This is a genomic window from Hymenobacter sp. GOD-10R (genome assembly GCF_035609205.1).
Classification (GTDB): Bacteria; Bacteroidota; Bacteroidia; order Cytophagales; family Hymenobacteraceae; genus Hymenobacter.
On record NZ_CP141184.1, the window covers coordinates 5,270,878 to 5,292,037 of the forward strand.

The 21,160-nt window shown below is 55.5% G+C and carries 17 protein-coding genes; 9 read left to right on the forward strand and 8 right to left on the reverse strand.

Going from position 1 to position 21,160, the window contains the following annotated elements:
* Positions 1 to 2: 2 nt before the first annotated feature.
* Positions 3 to 821, reverse strand: a complete 819-nt coding sequence (gene blaOXA / locus SD425_RS21035) for a class D beta-lactamase (RefSeq protein WP_324672031.1) — start codon at positions 819 to 821, stop codon at positions 3 to 5.
* A 209-nt stretch (positions 822 to 1,030) separates the two neighbouring features.
* On the opposite strand from blaOXA, the gene proB reads away from it, so the two are divergent.
* Positions 1,031 to 2,122 (forward strand): glutamate 5-kinase, encoded by a 1,092-nt coding sequence (proB, locus tag SD425_RS21040; protein WP_324672032.1) that lies wholly within the window; start codon positions 1,031 to 1,033, stop codon positions 2,120 to 2,122.
* A gap of 183 nt (positions 2,123 to 2,305) precedes the next feature.
* On the forward strand, positions 2,306 to 3,556 hold the full coding sequence (locus tag SD425_RS21045; RefSeq protein WP_324672033.1) for a glutamate-5-semialdehyde dehydrogenase: 1,251 nt from the start codon (positions 2,306 to 2,308) through the stop codon (positions 3,554 to 3,556).
* 88 nt (positions 3,557 to 3,644) lie between these two features.
* Here the strand turns inward: SD425_RS21045 and SD425_RS21050 are convergent, their stop codons facing one another.
* The 3 genes from SD425_RS21050 to SD425_RS21060 form a co-directional block, all read right to left on the reverse strand.
* Complete coding sequence (locus tag SD425_RS21050) at positions 3,645 to 4,466, reverse strand: GNAT family N-acetyltransferase (protein WP_324672034.1); 822 nt, start codon at positions 4,464 to 4,466, stop codon at positions 3,645 to 3,647.
* Between the two features lie 187 nt (positions 4,467 to 4,653).
* Positions 4,654 to 5,133: a hypothetical protein gene (locus SD425_RS21055; RefSeq protein WP_324672035.1), complete on the reverse strand. Its 480-nt coding sequence runs from the start codon at positions 5,131 to 5,133 to the stop codon at positions 4,654 to 4,656.
* A gap of 87 nt (positions 5,134 to 5,220) precedes the next feature.
* Positions 5,221 to 5,661 (reverse strand): hypothetical protein, encoded by a 441-nt coding sequence (locus SD425_RS21060; RefSeq protein WP_324672036.1) that lies wholly within the window; start codon positions 5,659 to 5,661, stop codon positions 5,221 to 5,223.
* A gap of 88 nt (positions 5,662 to 5,749) precedes the next feature.
* Between SD425_RS21060 and SD425_RS21065 the strand changes: the two genes are divergently transcribed.
* From SD425_RS21065 to SD425_RS21090, 6 genes are all read left to right on the forward strand, one after another.
* The gene (locus SD425_RS21065; protein ID WP_324672037.1) at positions 5,750 to 11,290 is read left to right on the forward strand and encodes an alpha-2-macroglobulin family protein; all 5,541 of its coding nucleotides are present in this window, start codon (positions 5,750 to 5,752) and stop codon (positions 11,288 to 11,290) included.
* Positions 11,291 to 11,424: 134 nt separating this feature from the next.
* Positions 11,425 to 11,631 carry a hypothetical protein gene (locus SD425_RS21070; RefSeq protein ID WP_324672038.1) on the forward strand — a complete coding sequence of 69 codons (207 nt, stop codon included), beginning with the start codon at positions 11,425 to 11,427 and terminating at the stop codon, positions 11,629 to 11,631.
* Positions 11,632 to 11,682: 51 nt separating this feature from the next.
* The gene (locus SD425_RS21075) at positions 11,683 to 11,982 is read left to right on the forward strand and encodes a hypothetical protein (protein WP_324672039.1); all 300 of its coding nucleotides are present in this window, start codon (positions 11,683 to 11,685) and stop codon (positions 11,980 to 11,982) included.
* A 116-nt stretch (positions 11,983 to 12,098) separates the two neighbouring features.
* Positions 12,099 to 14,426 carry a penicillin-binding protein 1C gene (pbpC, locus tag SD425_RS21080; RefSeq protein WP_324672040.1) on the forward strand — a complete coding sequence of 776 codons (2,328 nt, stop codon included), beginning with the start codon at positions 12,099 to 12,101 and terminating at the stop codon, positions 14,424 to 14,426.
* 184 nt (positions 14,427 to 14,610) lie between these two features.
* A complete protein-coding gene (locus SD425_RS21085) occupies positions 14,611 to 15,321 on the forward strand; it encodes a cytochrome b/b6 domain-containing protein (RefSeq protein WP_324672041.1) in 711 nt (236 codons plus the stop codon).
* A 4-nt stretch (positions 15,322 to 15,325) separates the two neighbouring features.
* Positions 15,326 to 16,132 (forward strand): molybdopterin-dependent oxidoreductase, encoded by an 807-nt coding sequence (locus SD425_RS21090; RefSeq protein ID WP_324672042.1) that lies wholly within the window; start codon positions 15,326 to 15,328, stop codon positions 16,130 to 16,132.
* A gap of 75 nt (positions 16,133 to 16,207) precedes the next feature.
* On the opposite strand, the gene SD425_RS21095 is transcribed toward SD425_RS21090, so the two are convergent.
* From SD425_RS21095 to SD425_RS21110, 4 genes are all read right to left on the reverse strand, one after another.
* Entirely contained in the window at positions 16,208 to 17,116 is a 909-nt protein-coding gene (locus SD425_RS21095) for a manganese catalase family protein (RefSeq protein WP_324672043.1), read from the reverse strand.
* Between the two features lie 171 nt (positions 17,117 to 17,287).
* Entirely contained in the window at positions 17,288 to 17,692 is a 405-nt protein-coding gene (locus SD425_RS21100) for a DUF779 domain-containing protein (protein ID WP_324672044.1), read from the reverse strand.
* Positions 17,693 to 17,728: 36 nt separating this feature from the next.
* A complete protein-coding gene (locus SD425_RS21105; protein WP_324672045.1) occupies positions 17,729 to 18,076 on the reverse strand; it encodes a hypothetical protein in 348 nt (115 codons plus the stop codon).
* A 227-nt stretch (positions 18,077 to 18,303) separates the two neighbouring features.
* On the reverse strand, positions 18,304 to 19,830 hold the full coding sequence (locus tag SD425_RS21110; RefSeq protein WP_324672046.1) for an aldehyde dehydrogenase family protein: 1,527 nt from the start codon (positions 19,828 to 19,830) through the stop codon (positions 18,304 to 18,306).
* A 247-nt stretch (positions 19,831 to 20,077) separates the two neighbouring features.
* Here SD425_RS21110 and SD425_RS21115 point away from each other — a divergent pair, with 247 nt between their 5' ends.
* Positions 20,078 to 21,004 (forward strand): AraC family transcriptional regulator, encoded by a 927-nt coding sequence (locus tag SD425_RS21115; RefSeq protein WP_324672047.1) that lies wholly within the window; start codon positions 20,078 to 20,080, stop codon positions 21,002 to 21,004.
* Positions 21,005 to 21,160 lie beyond the last annotated feature (156 nt).

Consider the following 21,160-nt stretch of genomic DNA (forward strand, 5'->3'; position numbering starts at 1 on the left):
GGTCACGGCATCAGGCTAAACTCCTGACGCAAAATCTTTTCTGTAATCAGCCGGCGGCCCTGCACGAATTTTTCCGTGGCGGGGCCGTTGTTTTTGGGCTCCATGTTCAGAGCGAAGAAATACAGGCGCCCCTCTTGCTCCAGCCAACCCACAAACCAGCCGTTGTGGGTCTTTGGAGCGTTGCCGCGCGAGTAGCCCGTCCAGCCGGTTTTGCCCCGCAACGTCCAGTTGCTGCCTTTGTTTAGCACCAATAGCGCCTTCACAGCTTCTTGGTTGCGCACGGCCACCGGCAACTTATTAGCCTGCAAGCGGCGCAGGAAATCGACTTGCTCAAACTGCGTAATCCGGGATGCCCCTGCCAGCCAAAACGTATCGACCGTTGCCGTCGTGACAAGCATGCGCCCAAACCGCAACCTAGGTAGCCACAGGTTGTACGTCTTCGCCCCAATGCGGCGCGCCAGTTCCTGGTAGCACGGCACGCACGATACGCGCAGAGCCTGGGCGTAGGTCATGTCGGCGTTCCAAGCGGCTACCTCCCGCGTCACGTCATCCCAGCGGCAAATCTCGCTGGTGTCACGCAGCGCACCGGTTTCTAGGCCGATCAGCGTGTTGGGAATTTTGAAAGTAGAAGCAGGTAAAAAGCCTTGGCGGCAGCGCGTTTCATTATAAGCGGTGTACTGGTTGGCTTGCGCGTCGAAGAGCAAAAAGGAACCCTGCACACCCTGCTCATCGAAATACTTTTTGAAGTCGCGCGGCACAACACGTTGGGCCGTTACCGCGAAGGAAGCCAGGAAAAGCAACAGTAGAAGGCAGGAGCGCATAGCTAGGTTATGTTGAAAATGCAGGTGGCTAAGATAAACAAGTCATAAGAACGTCATGCTGAGTTTGCCGAAGCATCTCGCGTGCAATGCTAATCCTAATTTCAGGGATTATAGCACGGCACGCGAGATGCTTCGACAGGCTTAGCATGACATAACGCCCTCGTTGTGCTAGCTTCTAACTAAATTTCGCCCGCTCTGCTTTCCGTCATATGTCGCTCGCTTACAAAAGAATCATCGTTAAAATCGGCTCCAACGTGCTGACGCAGGATAATGGCTTGCCCGACACCGCTCGCATTCAGCACTTGGTAGACCAGCTCGCCGCGCTCAAAAAGCAAGGCCGAGAAGTCATTGTGGTGTCGTCGGGTGCAGTGGCGTCGGGGCGCAGCTTGGTGCAGGTTTCCGACAAAGCCGATGCCGTAACCAGCCGCCAGTTGCTAGCCGCCGTAGGGCAGGTAAAGCTGCTCACCACCTATGCTACGCTATTCAGCCAACACGATTTGGTATGCGCACAAGTGCTCGTTACGAAGGAAGATTTCCGCGACCGGGTACACTACCTGAATATGCAGAATTGCTTCGGCGCGCTGCTCCAAAACAACATCATCCCCATTGTAAATGAGAACGATGTGATTTCCGTAACGGAGCTGATGTTCACCGACAACGATGAGCTAGCCGGCCTCATCGCCTCCATGCTGAATGCCGACGCGCTGCTCATTCTCAGCAACGTGAATGGCATTTACAACGGCAACCCCAAAGACCCTAGCTCCGAGCTAATCCAGGAAATCGAGCCGACCACGACTAGTTTCTCGTCGTTCGTCACCACGCAACGCTCGCAGTTTGGCCGCGGCGGTATGATTACGAAGTGCCACATGGCGCACAAAGTTGCGCAGCTGGGCATTGCCGTGCACATTGCCAATGGCAAGACGGAGAACGTGCTACCCCGCTTGCTCAGCGGCGAAGTAGAAAACACGCGCTTCATCCCGAACAAAATTGCCTCGGGCAAAAAGAAGTGGATTGCGCACTCCGAAACGGCGGTGAAAGGCGTCATTCACATCAACGAAGGTGCGAAAGCAGCCCTCACGACGCCCGGTAAAGCCATCAGCTTGCTGCCCGTAGGCATCACGCACATCACCGGTGAGTTTCAGAAAGGCGACATTATTAAGCTGGTGGATGAACACCAGAAACCTGTCGGCCTAGGTTTAGCCGAGTATGGCTCAGAAAAGGCTATGGAGCGTATTGGGCAGAAAAATCAGAAGCCGCTCGTGCACTATGATTACTTGTTCCTGAACACAGAAATTAGCTAAAACAGACTAAGGTTAGTAAGCTCCCCTCCTTTTTTAAGGAGGGGTTGGGGGTGGTTGGATAGAGCTAGAAAATTAGAGCTAGTTTTCGTTCAACGGCTTTTACCACCCCCAACCCCTTCTTAAAAAAGGAGGGGAGCTTTAGACCTAGCTTCTAGTTTATTGAAAAGAAGAAAATTACTCCGCATGAACTTGCAACCCGTATTCGAAGCAACCCAAAAAGCTAGCCGCGGCTTGGGCGTTATAACGTCCGATAAGATTGACGCCTTGCTGCGCGACCTAGCGGATGCTGCCGTAGCGAAAACACCTTTTCTGCTCGCCGAAAACGAAAAGGACCTAGCCCGCATGTCGCCGGACGACCCGAAGCATGACCGACTCAAGCTGACGGCAGCGCGCATTGAAGCTATTGCGGAAGATATTCGAAACGTGGCCGGCCTCACGTCGCCGTTGGGGGAAATGCTATTACAGCGAGAATTACCTAATGGCTTGCAGCTCTCCAAAGTGCGGGTACCGCTGGGCGTAGTCGGCGTCATCTACGAAGCCCGCCCTAATGTGACGTTCGACGTGGCAGCGCTGTGCCTGAAAACGGGCAACGCCAGTATCTTGAAAGGCGGCAGCGACGCTAGCTTTTCCAACGAAGCTATCATTTCCGTTATCCACGATGTGCTGCGCCAGCACAACCTAGCTCCGGAAGTCGCCACCCTCCTACCGGCAGACCGCCAAGCCACCGAAGCGCTGCTCAACGCCGTCGGCTACGTGGATGTGCTGATTCCGCGCGGCAGCCAGGGTTTGATTGACTTCGTGCGCCAAAACGCCAAAGTACCCGTCATCGAAACCGGCGCAGGCGTCGTGCACACCTTCTTCGACGAATCGGCTGACTTAGCCAAGGGCCGTGCTATTATTTTCAACTCCAAAACGCGCCGGCCCAGCGTCTGCAATACGCTGGACTGCTTGCTCCTGCACCACGCCCGCCTTATTGATCTGCCGGCCCTTACCGCGCCGCTGGCCACGGCGCAAGTGCTCCTCTACGCCGACGAACCTAGCTATGCAGCCCTGCGCGGATTGTACCCCGCCGAGCTGTTGCAACACGCTACGCCGGAGCACTTCGGCACCGAGTTTCTATCGCTCAAAATGGCCATCAAGACGGTTAATAGCCTGGATGAAGCCTTACACCACATTGCTGAGCACAGCTCTAAGCACAGCGAAGCTATCTTGTCGGAGACGCCCGAGCACATTGAGCAATTCCTGAACAGCGTCGATGCCGCTGCCGTGTACGCGAATGCCTCTACCGCTTTCACCGATGGCGCGCAGTTTGGCCTAGGTGCCGAAATCGGCATCAGCACGCAAAAGCTGCATGCCCGCGGCCCCATGGGATTGGAAGAACTCACCAGCTACAAGTGGCTCGTGCGCGGCAACGGACAGGTGCGGACTAGCTAAGTTGAAGTCCATCCTTCTTACGAACAAGGCCGTCAGCAATTCTGCTTTGAGAATTGCTGACGGCCTTGTTCGTAAGACTAAAGTTGAATCAAGAGCCCGAGCGTAATTGCCACTTAATGCGCGTATAGGCGATGCGGAAGCCATTCTTCTCCGCGTTTCGCTGCGACTGACTGCCGGGTGATGCGCCCATCATGGCGATAGTACAGCCTTGCTCAGCCGCATATTGCAAACGGGCATTAAGCAACGCCATCTGGGCGCCTTGCCGACGCCCCTCAGGTGCGGTGCTAGCTCCCGCCAACAGCGCCACGCCATCGTAGATAAAGAGGCCACCCGCAGCAATTGGTTCGCCAGCCAATTCGGCAATGAAGGGGAATGCGCCTGCGCTGCTCGCCGTGATTTGACCAAATTCGAGCATGAAGTCAGACAAGCCAGGTACTTCGGTGCTCCACCCGCGAGTTAAGGTGTGGGCCCAAAGTGTCGTTTCTTCCGCCTTAATAAGGCGCGCCTTAAGGCGAGGGGTTCTTGAAACTTGAATTTCAAAGTCTTGCGTAAGCTCACGGTATAGCACGCTTGTCAATTCCAGAGGCTGATATTTCCTCTCGTTCAACAAGCTCAAGAGCGAGCTATCTGCCATGGGACTAACTTCATGAAAAACAGGCGCGTTCTGCTCTTTGAAAAAAGCTTCCAGCTTGTCTAAATGATGGGGCGTGACTTCTTCAAAAAGACCTAGACCAAAGGTCTGCGTCAGTGGTGACTCGGGCCCATCAAACATGGCATATGCACCGGCCACCTCCAGCCATTGAGCCCTGCTTCCCGGAAAAAGCCTTGCTCGTGCGTCAACACAGGCTGCATTTGCGCGGGCTTCAGTGCGCTCAAGCCGGCAGGCTAGCTTTTGATCAGAATATACCATTCAAGTGTCAATAGAGGGTAGACTTAAGATAATAGTGAGTAGCAAGTACTCACTTGCAAAGCGAGCAGCTGTATACCAATGATGAATCTAAAGGTGAGCGCGAGTAGATTATGAATTTGCAGCCCAGAATGACTTAACCAGATAATAATATCGCTTCAATAGATATTCTACACAAACTAAAGTACAATTATAAATCATTTTTATCTGCATTTTTTTCGTAAGCTGCTATCATCTCATTTAAATCTTCTGCTTCCCTGGTTGTAATTTTTCCTTCTTGTTGATAGACAAGAAGGACATCTATCACAAAGTCATACTCATCACTGGATTTTATTCTTTTCCTCTTTAGTATTTTAAGCATCTTGTTTTGGCGCCTGTATCCTAGCCTTGCGTCATCTACTTGGCGCCAAAAATAATCCACTGTTTTCCCGGAGCTTTCTTGAAAATAAGTAAGAGCGCTTACTTCTGAATATTTCAAGGATTTAAGATTCTTGTACATTGGCTTAGGATATAGAACTTCATCTTTGAGTGACAAGTAATAATTTGTAATAGAATTTATATCATGATCATTCCACCCATCTGGAGGGAGCAATCTGATGGAATTAATAGCAATGTCTATTGCCGCACTTAGTTTACTAACTTGTTCTAAATAGTTTGATTTTACTGCCATATATTTATTTTATAGGTTTCTTACTTGTTTAATACCTCTACTCACATCAGCAAAATTACAGAATTGACTAATTGCTTATTAATAATTTTAAAAAACATGTATTTCTTGTAATTCAAGCGATACACAATCTGGTATAAATAACACATCAAACGTAGCAGTCAGATCACTCCAAACTCCATTCAATGGAAGGTCAAACCATATTTCAGCAACTACAACTACCAAGGTTTGGTCAATTCTATGCTTCCGAGGCATGTGAAAGAATACTTCTGCACGGGGTGAGCTACCATTCTCTACTGCGAGTGCTATAGGAGTTACTTTAAATACTTCTTCCCCATCTATATACGGGAGACCATACCCATAAATCATACTCTTAATTAAATCAGGGCTCCACTCAAAATAAGGATCTTGATATGTGTATTGATATGCCTCATCGTAGCGTTCGGAAGCTAATAGCCTGACCCATGCGCGAACTGCGTCTAAGAGGTCCTCATCTGAAGCTTCATGGCTCAATTTGATAGGTTCATTCATGATTAAAGTCAACTAAACTCAACCGCAGCAATATACCTATTCCTCTTTTCTCTATACCTTCCCGCGTCCATTCGCCATCTCCTTTCATATGCTTTCCCGCTCCTTATTTCGCGTGCCACTACTGGTGCTGCTGGCGTCGCTATGTGCTTGCTCCAAGCCTGATCCGAACTCCGAAAAAGCCGCGGCAAGCACCGAGGGCGAGGAAATCGACCCGTACCAGAACGTGGTGTTCACCTTCGACGAGGACGTAGTGGGCGACGGGCAGCAGAACCGTTGGGATACGGTGCAGTACCTGAAGTTTGAGCCGGCCGTGCGTGGTAAGTTCAAGTGGACCAGCAACCGCGAGCTGACCTTTTCGCCCGCCGAGCCGTTTCGGCCGAGTACGGCATTTGAGGCCAAGTTGCGCTCGGAAGCCATGCCGAGCGGCAAGCAAAAGCTAGCCCTCAGCCGCACCAAGTTCCACACGCCTTACCTGGAAATGAGCGCGCCGCAGGTGTTCTGGGGCCGGTCGCGGCGGGTGAGTGGCTCGGCAGAGATGCGCGCCAACCTCGTGTTCAACTACTCGGTGCGGCCCAGCGACGTGCGCGGCAAGCTGCGCGTTACGCAAGATGGGCAGCCGGTAGCCTTCGAGGTCGTATCGGCCGAGCCAGACAAGCTGGTAGGTATCAGCTTTACCCAGCAAGTGCGGCCCTACTCGCCTTTGACGCTGACCGTGGAGCCGGGCCTGCGCGCCGTGGGCAGCGACCGAGCTACCACCAAACCACTCACCGCCGACGGCGACGTGCCCGACCAGCAAACCCTGCAAGTGCGCGAACTGACCGGCTCCTTGCAAGATGGCGAACCCGTCGTGACGGTGCTCACCAACCAGCCCGTTTCGGCGGATGATATTCGGGAGCAGCTGAAGGTGTCGCCGGAGGTGCCGTTTGCGGTGGAGGCGTTAGAAAGCGGCTTTGCCCTGAAAGGCGGTTTCGAAGTGGGCCGCAGCTACCAGGTGAGCCTAAGTGGCGGCACGCGCGGCGCCCTGGGCGGACAACTCGCCGAGCCTTTCAGCCAGACCGTAAGCTTCGGCGACGAGCAACCTAGCCTCTCGTTCGCCAACGGCGACAAAGCCATGTACCTCGACGCGCTGGGCGCCCGCAACCTAGGTATCCGCATCAACGAGGTGGAGAAGGTGAAGGTGACCATTGCCAAGGTGTACGCCAACAACATTCAGCAACTAATGCGCGGCGGCAGCCAGTACGGCTACCCCGAATACAATGAGGATGAGCCCAGTACCGACGACGAAGGCGGCTACATCGACCGCTCTTTCCAATACTACGACGTCGAAAACCTAGGTAATGTGCTCACCGAGCGCACCTACACCGTGTCGGGTTTGCCGAAGCAGCAGGGTTTGCGGCTGCTCAACCTGAGCATGAAGGACCTGGAATTTACGGGGCCGCTGAAGGGGCTGTACATCGTAAAAATTGAAGACACCGAGCATCAATGGCTGCAAGTATCGAAGCTGGTAGCAGTGTCAGATATCGGGCTGATTGTGAAACAGGGCAAGGCTGGCAGCACGCTGGTGTTTGCCAACTCCATCCGCAATGCCAAGCCGCTTTCGGGCGTGTCGGTGCAGTTTGTAAGTTCTAATAACCAAGTTATTGCGTCGAGCACGACGAACGGCGACGGCCTAGCGAAATTCGACAGCACGGCCGCCACGAGCCGCTTCCGCCTGAGCATGGTGACGGCCCAACGCGAGTCGGATTTTACGTTCCTCGACTTGCCGCGCAGCCGCGTTGAGACGTCGCGGTTTGAGGTGGGCGGTTTGCAGAGCAACGCAGCCCGCTACCAAGCCTTCCTCTACGGCGACCGGGACCTGTACCGCCCCGGCGACACGATTCGCACCAACACCGTTATCCGGACCGAAAACTGGAAAACGCCGCCCGCCAACTTGCCGGTCAAGATTCGGCTGCTGTTGCCCACGGGCAAGGAGTACGCGAGCTTGCGCAAGAAGCTGTCGGCGGCGGGCTCGTTTGAGTCGAGCTTCATTCTGCCGCCGAGTATCATGACGGGCCTTTACACGCTGGAAATCCTCACCGGAAACGACGTGCTGCTCACCTCGCGCCAGCTCAGCGTGGAAGAATTTATTCCCGACCGCCTGAAAGTGACGGTGAAAGCTAGCCCCGCCGTCGTGCGTCCGGGGCAAACGGTGACAGCCAACATCACGGCCACCAACCTGTTCGGCCCGCCCGCCACCGACCGCAAGTTTGAGGTGGAGTTCTCGCTGAAAGAGAAGTCCTTCAACCCCAAGAAATACCCTGATTACGACTTCCAAATCAGCACCGGGGAAGAGCGCCGCGCGAGCTACGAAGAGGAATCGGAAAGCACGTCGGCCATTTCGAGCCGCTTTGAGAAAGCCGTGCGCGAAGGCAACACCGACGCGGCCGGCCGGGGGGCGGCCACGTACGAGGTGCCGGGCTACTCCGACCTAGGTATTCTGGAAGGCGCGGCGTTTACGACGGTGTTCGACGAAACCGGCCGGCCAGTTAACCGCTTGGCCACGTTTGAGGTACAAACCCAGCCGGTACTATACGGGCTCCAACGCCTCAGCGACTTAATCAGCACGCGCCAGCAATTGCCGGTGCGCATCGTGGCCCTCACGCCGGCCGGTCAGCCGACGAATGCCAGCGCGCAGGTGACCATTGTACGACTGTTGTGGGAAACGGTGATTGAGCGCCGCGGCGGTCGTTACCTCTACAACTCGCAAAAGCGCGAGCAGGTGGTGATGAACCGCACCATTCCGCTGTACGCGGGCGGCAACCCCGATGCGAACCTAGGTTTTGCGCCCACCTACTCCGGCGAATACGAAGTGCGGGTGAGTCGGCCCGGCGCCCGCACCTACGTGGCGCAACGCGTGTACGCCTATGGCTACGGCGATACGCAGAGCAATTCCTTCGAAGTAAACAACGAGGGCGAGGTGACCATTGAGGCCGACAAGGCCAAGTACCAACCTGGCGAAACCGCCAACCTGCTGCTGAAAACACCTTTCCCCGGCCGCGTGCTCGTGACGGTGGAGCGCGACCGGGTGCTCGACCATTTCTACGTGACCACCGACGAGAAATCGGCCCGCGTGCGCATCCCGATTCGCGGCAACCACGTGCCCAATATCTATGTGACGGCCACCGCCATCCGCGAAATCACCGACAACCGCCTGCCGCTCACGGTGGCCCGCGGCTTCGTGCCGCTCACGGTGGAGAAGCCTGAGGCCCAGCTGCAAGTCGCCCTGAACGTGCCCCAGCAAAGCCGCTCCCAAACCTGGCAAACCATCGAAGCCACAACCGCGCCCGGCGCCAACGTGACCCTGGCCGTGGTGGACGAAGGCATTCTACAACTCAAGGATTACCGCACGCCCGACCCCTACGGCTACTTCTACCAGAAGCGCGCCCTCGAAGTGCAGGCCTACGACGTGTACCCCTTCCTGCTGCCCGAGCTAGGTACCAGCAGCTCCGGGGGCGACGCCGCCGACCTCTCGCGCCGCACCACGCCCGTGCCCTCGCGCCGCGTGAAGCTGCTCGCTAAATGGAGCGGCGTGCTGAAGGCCGATGCCAGCGGCAAAGTGCGCTACAAAGTGCGCATTCCGCAGTTCTCGGGCGCCGTGCGGGTCATGGCCCTCGCTTACAAAGACGACGCGTTTGGCTCCGCCGAAAAAACCATGAAAGTGGCTGACCCGGTGGTAATCAGCACCGCGCTACCTAGGTTCCTAAGCCCCGGCGACACGATTGACGTGCCGGTGACGCTGACGAACACGACGGGGAAAGAGATGCGAATTGTAGTTAATGCTCAGACAGGAAGCTTACTCCAATTGATTGACAACGGATCAGCAGAGCGTGGAGGCAAGCTAAATTTCAAGTATATGAACCTTAAGCCTAACACTGAAGGGCGAGTTCTTTTCCAGCTTAAAGCTTTACAAGCATTAGGCAACGAGAAAGTAACAATCGTAGCTCAATCTGGTCAGGATGCTGCTAATAAAGGAGAAACCTTCACCGAAACTATCGAAATACCCGTCCGACCCGCCTCACCGCTTGAAAAGCGCAACGGCTCCGGTGTCATAGCAGGTGGTAGCGACGCGACGTTGAACCTGAAAACCAACTTCCTGCCGTCGTCGCTGCGGAGCCAGCTGGTGGTGAGCCGCTCGCCGATGACGGAGTTTGCCAAAGACCTGCGCTATCTACTGCAATACCCTTACGGCTGCCTGGAGCAAACCGTGTCGGCCGCTTTTCCACAGCTCTATTACGGCGACCTAACTGCCACGCTTCAGCAGAAAACCGGGCAGGCCGCCAAGGCCCAGCGCTACAACCCAAACTACAACGTGCAGGAAGCCATTCGCAAAATCGAGTCGATGCAGCTCTACAACGGCTCGCTCAGCTACTGGCCCGGCGGCGACTACGACAACTGGTGGGCCACCGCCTACGCCGCGCACTTCTTGCTGGAAGCCCAGCGCGCCGGCTTCGACGTGAATAAAATCGTGCTTGACAAAGTGCTGCGCTACCTGCAATTCCGCAACCGCAAGCGCGAAACCGAGCCCTACCAGTACTTCGACGCCAATAACATTGCCCGCCAGAAAACCATTGCCAAAAAGGAAATCACCTACAGCCTCTACGTGCTAGCCCTGGCCGGTCGGCAAGACCCCGTGGCGATGAACTACTACAAAGCCAATCGGCCGCTGCTCGCCCAGGATGCTCGGTTCCTGTTGGCCTGTACCTTCGCCCTCAACGGCAACGAGCGCAGCTTCCGCGACGTGCTGCCCACTAAGTTCGGGGGCGAAACCGCCGCGGCCCGCGCCCTCGATGGCTCGTTCTACTCCCCCATCCGCGACGAAGCCCTGGTACTCAACGCCCTGCTCGCCGCCGACCCCGGCAACGCGCAAGTCGTGAGCCTCACGCGCCAGCTGAGCCGCCAGGTAAAGCAAGCGGGCTGGCTCAGCACCCAAGAGCGGGCATTTGCCCTGCTAGCCCTCGGCAAAGTAGCGCGCCAGAACGCAGGCAGCACCGTCACGGCCTCCCTCCTTGCTGACAGCAAGAAGATCGGAGAGTTTTCGGGCAAAGACCTCACGGTGAATAACGTAGCCAATCGGCAGCTAGCCTTGCGCACGGCGGGCAGCGGTAGCCTCTATTACTTCTGGGAAACGGAAGGCATTTCGCCCACCAACACCATCCGCGAGGAAGACGCCTACCTGCGCGTGCGCCGCCAGTTCCTCGACCGCAACGGTCAGCCCCTAGGCTCGCCCACCTTCCGCCAGAATGATTTGGTAGTCGTAAAAATCACCCTGCAAGCCGCCGACGCGGCCGGCGAGGTGAAGAACGTCGCCGTCACCGACCTACTGCCCGCCGGCCTCGAAATCGAAAACCCACGCATCGGCGCCGTCCGCGACCTAGCCTGGGCCACCGATGCCGCCCAACCCGACTACCTGGATATGCGCGACGACCGCATCAACCTATTCACCACCGCCACAGGTCAGTCCAAGTCGTTCTACTACCTGGCGCGGGCGGTGAGCAAAGGTACTTTCAGGCTAGGTCCGGTGAGTGCTGATGCGATGTATAACGCGGAGTACCATAGCTATAATGGAGCTGGCGTAGTACGAGTGAAGTAGAGACACATACTTGTGTCTCGTCGTTGAACGATCGACCTTGCGCCGTATGGTTGCATTCTTGCAGAAGGTGCCTGACAAACAACATCAGCAACGATTGAGACACAAGTATGTGTCTCTACACGCAGTGTCGGGCTATGGAACAGGAGCTCTACCAAGATAAATACCGCACGCAGTCAATCCGCCTCGCGGGGTACGACTATGGGCAAAACGGCGCTTACTTCATCACGATTTGTACCAGCAACCGAGCTAAGTCGTTCGGCGAAATCATCATACCGAACCAAGATTGGGATCAAGCCTACCTTCGGTCTACGGAGCTGGGCATTGTGGTGCAAGAATGTTAGCAGTCTATTCCACAACGTTTTTCTTTTGCCTGCTCAGATGCTTTTATCCTGATGCCAGATCATCTGCACGCTATTCTCATCTTTGACAAATCAGCCACAGTCACTTCTAAATTATCTTACCAAAGCAAATTTGGACCGCAGCGCGACAACCTAGCTGCTATCGTGCGCGGCTTTAAGGCGGGAGTGAGTTCATGGGCACGCAGCAAAGCACTGGATTTCAAATGGCAACCGGGCTTTTATGATCGAATTATTCGCAATGAAACTGAGTTCGATAAAATCCGCCACTACATTGCTACTAATCCCAGCCGCTGGCAGCACGAGCAGTTCAGCGAGGAGAACCTGTACCGGTAGAGACACATACTTGTGTCTCCTCGTTGAACAATCGTTGCTGCGCCGTATGAAAGGTTATCTGATGAACGTTCAACGATGACTGTTCAACGCAAGATGTTCAACGAGGAGACACAAGTATGTGTCTCTACATTGCACCTATGAAGCGGCGCGTCAGCATACGTTTTTTTGCAGGGCTAGGGCTGCTAGTGCTTTTGCTGGCTGGCCTCAACCTTGCCTTTCCGCTGCCGCATGCGCCGCAATATTCCCCCATCGTCACAGCTGCTGATGGCTCGGTGCTCCATGCCTTTCTGAACCCGACGCAGAAGTGGCGCATGAAAACCGAACTGCGCGAAATCACGCCGGCGCTTCGCAAGGCCATTATTGCGAAGGAAGACCGGTGGTTTTATTATCATCTCGGCGTCAATCCGCTGGCGATAGTGAAAGCAACGGGGCGCAACCTGTTCGGCCAGGGTCGCACGACGGGCGCCAGCACCATTACGATGCAGGTGGCGCGTTTGCTGGAGCCCAAGGAACGCACCCTCGGTAATAAGCTGCTGGAGATGCTGCGCGCTGTGCAACTCGAAGCGCATTACAGCAAAGATGAAATCTTGCAGCTTTACCTCAACCTAGTGCCCTACGGCGGCAACGTGGAAGGCGTGAAGTCGGCCGCACTGCTCTACTTTCAGCAGCCGCCTGATTACTTATCACTGGCACAAACCGTGACGCTCGCCATTATTCCAAACCGACCTAGGGGTTTGGTCTTAGGGAAAAACAATGCGGCCGTATTGCAAGAGCGCAACCGTTGGCTGCGGCGCTTTGGCAAGCTAGGTTTGTTTCCTGCAAAGGATATTGTAGACGCGCTATTGGAGCCGCTCGATGTGCAACGCCATGCGGCCCCGACGCTCGCACCGCACCTCGCCCGCCGGTTGGTACGGCAGTTTCCCCACGAGGCCATTATTGCTTCCACGCTAAGCCGCAGCAAGCAGGCCAAAGCCGAAGACCTAACGCGCAACTATGTGCGTCGTCTGCACGAGCTAGGTATTTCGAATGCGGCGGTGCTGGTCATCAACAACCGCACTCGGGCCGTGGAAGCCTACGTCGGCTCGGCAGATTTCCGGGATGCTTTCAACCAAGGGCAGGTTGATGGCATTCAAGCGATTCGCTCGCCGGGCAGCACGCTGAAGCCATTCCTCTATGCCCTCGCCATGGACCGTGGCCTGCTCACGCCCAAGCTCGTGCTGCCCGACGTGCCGACCAACTTCGACGGCTACCGGCCCGAGAACTTCGACAAACACTGCAACGGCGAAGTGACGCTGGAGCGCGCTCTGGCGTATTCGCTCAATATTCCGGCCGTGCGTGTGCTCTCCGAAATGGGCGTGCCGACGTTCACGGACAAGCTGCGCGAAGCGGGTTTTCAGCGAGTCAGTCGAGATGCACCTCGGTTGGGTTTGTCCAGTATCCTAGGTGGTTGTGGCGCCAGCTTAGAAGAGTTGACGGACCTTTATGTGACGCTGGCTAATGCCGGGAAATATGCGCCGTTACGGTGGACCTCGAAGCTAGGGCATAAGGTCAAAGAAATTCCACTCGTCTCCGACGCTTCCGCCTTCCTCGTCACCGACATTCTCAGCCAACTCACCCGCCCCGATTTACCCATCAACTACCAGAGCAGCACGCGCCTGCCGAAAGTGGCCTGGAAAACCGGTACGAGCTACGGCCGCCGCGACGCCTGGAGCATCGGCTACAACCGCGAGTACACTATTGGCGTGTGGGTGGGCAACTTTAGCGGGCAAGGCGCGCCGGCCCTCACCGGCGCGGATGTGGCCACGCCGCTGCTCTTCGACTTGTTCAACACCATCGCTTACAACTCGCCTAACGATTGGTTTCAGCCGCCCGCTTCGCTCGATTTCCGCCTAGTGTGCGCCGAAACGGGGTTGCTGCCCGGCGAGCATTGCCCCAACCAAATCATCGACTATTTCTTACCCGGCACCTCCTCCACGCAACGCTGCCAGCACCAGAAAGAGATACTTGTTTCGGGTGATGGGCAATATGCTTACTGCCGCGCCTGCGCCCCAGCGGCGGGTTTTCGGCGCGAGCTATACCCGAATTTGCTACCGGAGGTGCTAGCTTATAAGGAGACGCAGGGCATCCCCTACCGTCGTTTGCCGCCCCACAACCCTGAGTGCCAGTTGGTGCGCAGCAGCGCAGAGCGGGCACCCAGCATCACCTCGCCCCTAGCCAATACCGAATACGTGCTCAACCGCCACGAGCAGCAACAGCTCCTGCTCAGCTGCGCCGCCGACAACGAGGTGCGGCAAGTATATTGGTACGTGAACGACCGGTTCCTGCGAGCCGCCGCCGCTTCGGAGCGCGTGTTTTTCAAACCATCACCTGGCCCGCTGAAAATATCCTGCGCCGACGACCACGGCCGGAACACCAATATTCAAGTGACGGTTACAGAGATGTAAGCCAAAGACAAAGCAAGAACGGTCACGGTCATGCTGAGCTTGCCGAAGCATCTCTACGGCAGTGCTAACTCCAACAGTTCAACGAAGCGGTAGAGATGCTTCGGCAAGCTCAGCATGACGTTCTGATGATAAACTTTCAACCGGCACAAAGCTGAGCTTGCTTGAATTACGTACAGTTCACCCTATGAAACAGCTTAAAGAAAAGCACCCCCTAGCCATTCGCTGGTTTCACTGGGTCAATTTTCCAGTGTTGATGTTGATGATTTGGAGTGGCTTGCTCATCTACTGGGCCAACGACATTTACCGCATTGGCTGGGGCAAAACCACGCTTTTCCGCTTTTTCCCCGATTCCTTCTACAAAGCGCTGAATGTGCCGTTTCGTTTGGCGGAGGGCATGTCGCTGCACTTTGTGTTTATGTGGCTGTTTGTCATCAACGGCGCGCTGTATGTGCTCTACACGCTGATTTCCGGCGAGTGGCGCTACTTGCTGCCCGACCGGCACTCTTTCCGTGAGGCTTGGCAAGTCACGTTGCACGACCTAGGTCTGCGAAAAACGGCGCCTCCTGTGCGCAAATACAACGGGGCTCAACGCATTGCCTACACCGCCGTCGTGCTGATGGGCTTCGGTTCATTGCTCACAGGCCTAGCTATTTACAAGCCCATTCAAGTGGCGTGGCTGACCCAGGGGCTCGGCGGCTACGAAGCGGCACGCACCCAGCATTTCGTGCTCACCATCGGCTACGTTCTCTTCTTCGTAGTGCATGTGTTGCAAGTGATACGAGCGGGCTGGAACAATTTCCGCTCAATGATTGCTGGCTTTGAAGTAATCGACACGCCTGCTCCCACTCCCTCTACGGCCCCCGCTGCCGACCGCCCTGCCCCTTCTTCGATCTAGCTTTATGGCCGATACTCCACAAGAACCCACTTCCCCCTCTGACGAGCAAGTACAGCGCGAAGCTACGCGCCGTTCGCGTCGTGCCTTTTTGGTGGCGGGCGCGGCAGCCGTGGCGAGCCTAGGTGGCTGGCGCTGGTTGGTTTCGCAGCCAAAAGAGGCGGGCATTCCGCGCCCGTTACGCAGCGTGCTCGATGCTAACGGTAAGCTAGCCGGCGAGTATTTCAGCAATGCCCACCTAGCCCCTGTGTTTCCGAAACACTTGGTGCGAGAGCCACGCGTGAATGGCAAAATCGGGATGCGCGGTGAGTTCGACCCGGCCGCGTGGCGCTTGCAGGTTAGCTCTTACGCCGAGCCAAAACAGGTCCGTACCTTTTCAATCGACGACATCAAGGCTCTCCCGCGCGTCGAAATAACGACGGAGCTAAAGTGCATCGAAGGCTGGAGCGTAGTAGTAAATTGGGTCGGCGCCCGCTTCTCCGATTTTGCCACTAAGTACGGCCTAGCTACTCCCAACGGCAGCGCTACGGCTGCCAGCGCCGATGCGCTAGCTCCCTACGTGCGCGTGGCCACCCCCGATAATGCCTACTATGTCGGTCTTGATATTGCCAGCGCTATGCACCCCCAAACGCTGCTCTGCTACGAAATGAACGGAGAGCCGCTCAGCATCACGCACGGCGCCCCCCTACGTTTGGCAATGCCAGTGAAGTACGGCATCAAATACCTCAAACGAATTGGTACCATCCAGTTTATGGACCAGCGCCCCGCCGACTATTGGGCCGACCGCGGCTATGACTGGAACGCGGGCCATTAAGTTTCTCTCAAAACAAAGCGCCCCGACTACCTAGGTAGTCGGGGCGCTTTGTTTTGTAAAAGCTAAGCTAGCTGCTTACACACCGTCGCTATTATGGCTGCCGCTGCCGCTCAAAGTGCCTCTTACTTTGTCGCTGATGGTACCCGCTATCGAGTCCGTAGTGGTCATTTGCTCTTTCTGGGCGTGGCCGCGTGGATCCGGGGGAGCTAGCACGGGCACACCACCGAGGGGAGCGGCTTTTTCCAAGTGGAACTCACCCTTGCCATCAATTGATGGGCCCGATACCCAACGACCAGCCGGCGTAGGCTCGTTGCCAACGTAGGTGCTTACGAAGGCATAATTGAAGCCTTGTACTTCTTCGCTCTGGGGGAAGCTATTGGGAATGGGCATGGCGTTGAGGCCGCCGTTCTCTTCAATCACCGCCATCCACTGGTTCTGGTGCATGGTATCGCGGGCGATGAGGAAAGCTAGCATGTCTTTCATGCCGGAGTCGTCGGTCATTTCCCAAAGGCGGGTAGCGAGGGTACGGCCGGTGCTTTCGGCGGCTACGTTGGTGTACATATCGGCTACGATGTTGCCGCTACCTACTACCCAAGAGCCATTGAAAGGCACGCCGTTCGCATCGGTAGCCAGTGCCGACATACCAGCCGACAGGATATGACGGGGGTCCATGCCACCCATGATAGCACCTACTACTTTATCTTTTGCAAACTCATCCTGCATGCTCATCGGAGCACCTTCTAGGTTGAGCGCCACGGCCGTAGCCAGCATTTCGATGTGGGCAATTTCCTCCGTGCCCGTTTCGAGCAGCATGTCGCGGTACTTCACCGGGCCGCGCGAGCCCCAAGCTTGAAAGAGGTACTGCAAACAAACGCGAATTTCGCCTTCGATACCGCCAATGGCTTGTTGCAACATGCGGGCAAATACGGGATTGGGCTTATCTACCCGCACTTTGTACTGGAGTTCTCGGTCGTGATAAAACATGGTGAGAGGGTGTGGTGTGTGAAAGAATCACCGTTAGTATGTATGCCAACGGGTCTGCTTTCTATACGCCCTCGTGCTTTGCTTCAACAATCCGATAAATACGGATTTTAACAATAGAATCTTGGGGCAGCATTTGCGTATAAATCCGGTTTGCTGCGGAGTTATACCCAATTAGCTTGCAAGATTTGGGTATTCTTCCCCGTCAAACACCGGCTCCAAGTTGGATTCTTCCTCCTGCGTAAACATGCGTGAGCGAATTAGAAAGCGGACGCCGTGCGGAATTTCCAACGAAAAGCTAGCTCCGCGGCCTTTGGTCACGTCGACGGTGAGCTGCGTGTGCTTCCAGTACTCAAACTGGCTGGCGCTCATGAAAAAGTCGCAGCCGTGAATGCGCCCTAGCCACACGTCGTTCGTGCCCACTTTGAACTCGCCCGCCGCAAAGCACATGGGTGAAGACCCGTCGCAGCAGCCGCCACTTTGGTGGAACATCAGCGGGCCATGTTCGTCGCGGAGAATATCGATTAGAGCTTCAGCGGCGGTAGTTACTAGCACGCGGGGCACAGGGTTAGTAGGCATAGGGTGGGAAGAAAAGCGTGAAAGTGGTTATAGCAGTTACTCCTTGCGCGTAAATGTGTACGTCGTACCCGTTCGCTCATCGCGCACTAGTAATTGTTTATCAGGAGCTATGCTGCCGCTGCTGGGTTGACTCAGCCAGGCGTAAGCAAGTTGCTGCTGAGCATCCCAGTGATAGTGACGGTTACCGCTGCTCGAAATACTTTTCAGGCCATTGGGCATGTAGTCGGTGGCAGGTGGCAGTTGCTTAAATACGTCACTGTTAGTTGGCGCCTCTACTTTCTGAAGCGTCCAATTTGGGTTCTGTTTGCCCGGAATAGGCAGCACTTGAGCGTGAGCAGCAGAGCATACGAAACCCAGCGCAAGAGCAATAAACAACCGTTTCATAAGCAGAGAATGTTAGTTTACAACAGCTTAAGACAAAGACGCAATCTATTATCAGAAAGATGCTGCTATTCTCGCTCCTAACATAAAATGCCATCCTGAGCTTGCGAAGGATCTTATCACGCGAGAACAAGTCGTTTGCGAACGTTATGTTCTTGCGTGATAAGATCCTTCGCAAGCTCAGGATGACAAGAGGTTTACATTAAACACTCAGATTCTATGGCTAGCTCCTAGAAGAAACCTAGCTTTTGCTGGCTGTAAGAAATGAGCATGTTCTTGGTTTGGCGATAGTGCTCGAGCATCATCTTGTGATTCTCGCGACCAAAACCCGACTTCTTGTAGCCACCGAAGGGCGCACCAGCGGGATAGTCGTGGTAGCAGTTCACCCACACGCGGCCGGCCTGAATGGCGCGCGGCACTTGGTACAGCTCGTGCGCGTCGCGGCTCCACACGCCGGCCCCTAGGCCATAAAGCGTGTCGTTGGCAATTTCCAAGGCTTCTTCCACCGTCTTGAACGTGGTGACGGACACTACTGGGCCGAAGATTTCTTCTTGGAAGATGCGCATCTTGTTGTGGCCGCGGAACACGGTGGGCTGGATGTAGTAGCCTTCCGCTAGGGCGCCGTCTTCCTGGTGGTAGGCGTCGCCGCCGGTCAGTACTTCGGCGCCTTCGTCTTTGCCAATTTCCAGGTAGCTCAGGATTTTCTCAAACTGGTCGTTGCTTGCCTGGGCGCCCATCATGGTTTCCTTATCGAGCGGGTTGCCTAGCTTGATGGCCTTCACGCGCTCAATGACGCGGGCAATAAACTCGTCGTAGATGTCTTCCTGAATCAGCATGCGCGAGGGGCAGGTGCAGATTTCGCCTTGGTTCAGGGCAAACATCACGGCACCTTCAATGGCTTTGTCGAGGAAGTCATCGTCTGCATCCATCACGCTCTTGAAGAAGATGTTAGGCGACTTACCGCCTAGCTCCATCGTCACGGGGATAATGTTTTCGGAAGCGTACTGCATAATAAGGCGGCCCGTGGTGGTTTCGCCCGTAAACGACACCTTCTGAATGCGCGGCGACGAGGCCAGCGGTTTGCCTGCTTCCAGCCCAAAGCCGTTCACTACGTTTACCACACCGGCCGGAATCAGGTCCCCGATCAACTCCATCAGCACCATAATGCTGGCAGGCGTCTGCTCGGCGGGCTTCATCACCACGCAGCAACCGGCGGCCAGCGCGGGGGCTAGCTTCCAGGTAGCCATCAGCAGCGGAAAGTTCCAGGGAATAATCTGGCCAATTACGCCCAGTGGCTCATTGATATTCAGCGACAAGGTACTCTCATTCAACTCAGTGGCCGAACCTTCCTCGGCCCGAATAACGGCCCCGAAGTAGCGGAAGTGGTCGACGACCAAAGGCAGGTCGGCGTTCAGGGTTTCGCGGATGGCTTTGCCGTTTTCCACGCACTCCACGGCAGCTAGGTGCTCTAGGTTCTGCTCGATGCGGTCGGCTATTTTCATCAGCATATTGCTGCGCGTAGTCGCCGACGAGTTTTTCCAAGTCTTGAACGCTTCGTGCGCCGCGTCGAGGGCTAGCTCGATATCTTCTTTGGTGGAGCGCGCTACCTTGGTAAAGGCCTTGCCGTCGATGGGCGAAGGATTATCAAAGTATTGGCCTTTCACCGGGGCGACCCATTTGCCACCAATAAAGTTATCGTAGTGCTCTTTGAACTGCGGGCGGGCAACGAGGGTGGTGCTTTCTACTAAGGTTTCCATGAGGTAGAAGTTAGAACGTAAAGACTAGGTCCAAGGTAGCTCTCGTTATAGCTTCAAGAGGTGTAGTATCCTCTCAACATCCTCTTCGATAATTGCAAACGTTTTAGAACCACCTCCGCTGGGTTTTTCACCTTTGTCGCGTTCGAAAACTAGGTCTAAAGCGACTGGTGCAAACGTTTGTTGTCGAGGCTAGTTATATTGCATAGTCAGTCGAAGTGTTGTCGCGTTTTCCCAAAGCCACCTGTTCATGCCTCGTACTTCCCTCTCGAACGCCGTTGCGCTGCACCGTCCCGATCAGCTCTTGACCTTAGTTGAAAACCGCACCGTCTACTCTCTCGACGCTTTCGAGTTGAACATCTTTGAGACCCACCAAACGGCCAACCGCGTTCCGCTCAACATGGGAAGCCTCGTACTCACCACCATGCTGCGCGGCAAGAAAGTGATGCACCTAGCTGGCCGCGACGCCTTCGAGTACCTGCCCGGCGAGTCGGTGGTGGTGGGCGAGCAACAGACCATGGAAATTGATTTTCCGGAAGCCAATGAGGATAACCCCACGCAGTGCCTAGCCGTCGCCATTCCCGCCGACACCATTCGCTACACCGTCGATTTACTAAATGAGCGGTTTCCACTAGCCGAAGACCACAAGCCCTGGCACCTCAACGACTCGGATTCGGCCCACCTTACCAACACCCCCGAGCTAACTGGCACGCTGGAACGCCTTGTGCATCTCTCGCAGGAAACCCACGCCGCCAAAGATGTGCTAGCTAGCTTCACGCTTCAGGAGTTGCTCGTGCGCCTGATGCAAACTCAGGCACGCGAGCTAATTTTCCGCAACTACGCCCAGCATCTCACCTCCCACCGCTTCGCCGCTGTGGTGCAATACATCAAGCAGCACCTCACCGAGCAGATTACGGTGGAGAAGCTGAGCGAGCTAGCCTGCATGAGCAAAGCCACGTTCTTCCGCATCTTCAAGCGCGAGTTTGGCCTTACACCGGTCGAATATATTATTCAGGAGCGCCTAAGTGAAGCAAAACGCCTGTTGCGCAACCCACTAGCGACAGTAGCTGATGTTTGTTTTCGGGTGGGCTTCAACAATACGAATTACTTCCAGGTGCTTTTCAAGAAGTACGAAGGCATCACGCCGGGCTTGTACAAGAAGCGTTGCGCGCTGTAAAAACCCGTCGCGGCGCGTTCTCGCTTGAACGACCGAGCAAGCATAACTTAGGGGCCTGTTCCATGGGCGCAGGTGAGAACGCGCCGTGGCATGCTCCTACAAGCAACCCCAAGGCTGGTGTTTTGTCTTCTGCTAACTTAGCCAGAACCAAAACTC

What these genes read in the sequence shown, in the direction of transcription:
- blaOXA (WP_324672031.1), bottom strand. Translation starts at nt 821, where the DNA reads ATGCGCTCCTGCCTTCTACTGTTGCTTTTCCTGGCTTCCTTCGCGGTA.
- proB (WP_324672032.1), top strand. Translation starts at nt 1,031, where the DNA reads ATGTCGCTCGCTTACAAAAGAATCATCGTTAAAATCGGCTCCAACGTG.
- SD425_RS21045 (WP_324672033.1), top strand. Translation starts at nt 2,306, where the DNA reads ATGAACTTGCAACCCGTATTCGAAGCAACCCAAAAAGCTAGCCGCGGC.
- SD425_RS21050 (WP_324672034.1), bottom strand. Translation starts at nt 4,466, where the DNA reads ATGGTATATTCTGATCAAAAGCTAGCCTGCCGGCTTGAGCGCACTGAA.
- SD425_RS21055 (WP_324672035.1), bottom strand. Translation starts at nt 5,133, where the DNA reads ATGGCAGTAAAATCAAACTATTTAGAACAAGTTAGTAAACTAAGTGCG.
- SD425_RS21060 (WP_324672036.1), bottom strand. Translation starts at nt 5,661, where the DNA reads ATGAATGAACCTATCAAATTGAGCCATGAAGCTTCAGATGAGGACCTC.
- SD425_RS21065 (WP_324672037.1), top strand. Translation starts at nt 5,750, where the DNA reads ATGCTTTCCCGCTCCTTATTTCGCGTGCCACTACTGGTGCTGCTGGCG.
- SD425_RS21070 (WP_324672038.1), top strand. Translation starts at nt 11,425, where the DNA reads ATGGAACAGGAGCTCTACCAAGATAAATACCGCACGCAGTCAATCCGC.
- SD425_RS21075 (WP_324672039.1), top strand. Translation starts at nt 11,683, where the DNA reads ATGCCAGATCATCTGCACGCTATTCTCATCTTTGACAAATCAGCCACA.
- pbpC (WP_324672040.1), top strand. Translation starts at nt 12,099, where the DNA reads ATGTGTCTCTACATTGCACCTATGAAGCGGCGCGTCAGCATACGTTTT.
- SD425_RS21085 (WP_324672041.1), top strand. Translation starts at nt 14,611, where the DNA reads ATGAAACAGCTTAAAGAAAAGCACCCCCTAGCCATTCGCTGGTTTCAC.
- SD425_RS21090 (WP_324672042.1), top strand. Translation starts at nt 15,326, where the DNA reads ATGGCCGATACTCCACAAGAACCCACTTCCCCCTCTGACGAGCAAGTA.
- SD425_RS21095 (WP_324672043.1), bottom strand. Translation starts at nt 17,116, where the DNA reads ATGTTTTATCACGACCGAGAACTCCAGTACAAAGTGCGGGTAGATAAG.
- SD425_RS21100 (WP_324672044.1), bottom strand. Translation starts at nt 17,692, where the DNA reads ATGCCTACTAACCCTGTGCCCCGCGTGCTAGTAACTACCGCCGCTGAA.
- SD425_RS21105 (WP_324672045.1), bottom strand. Translation starts at nt 18,076, where the DNA reads ATGAAACGGTTGTTTATTGCTCTTGCGCTGGGTTTCGTATGCTCTGCT.
- SD425_RS21110 (WP_324672046.1), bottom strand. Translation starts at nt 19,830, where the DNA reads ATGGAAACCTTAGTAGAAAGCACCACCCTCGTTGCCCGCCCGCAGTTC.
- SD425_RS21115 (WP_324672047.1), top strand. Translation starts at nt 20,078, where the DNA reads ATGCCTCGTACTTCCCTCTCGAACGCCGTTGCGCTGCACCGTCCCGAT.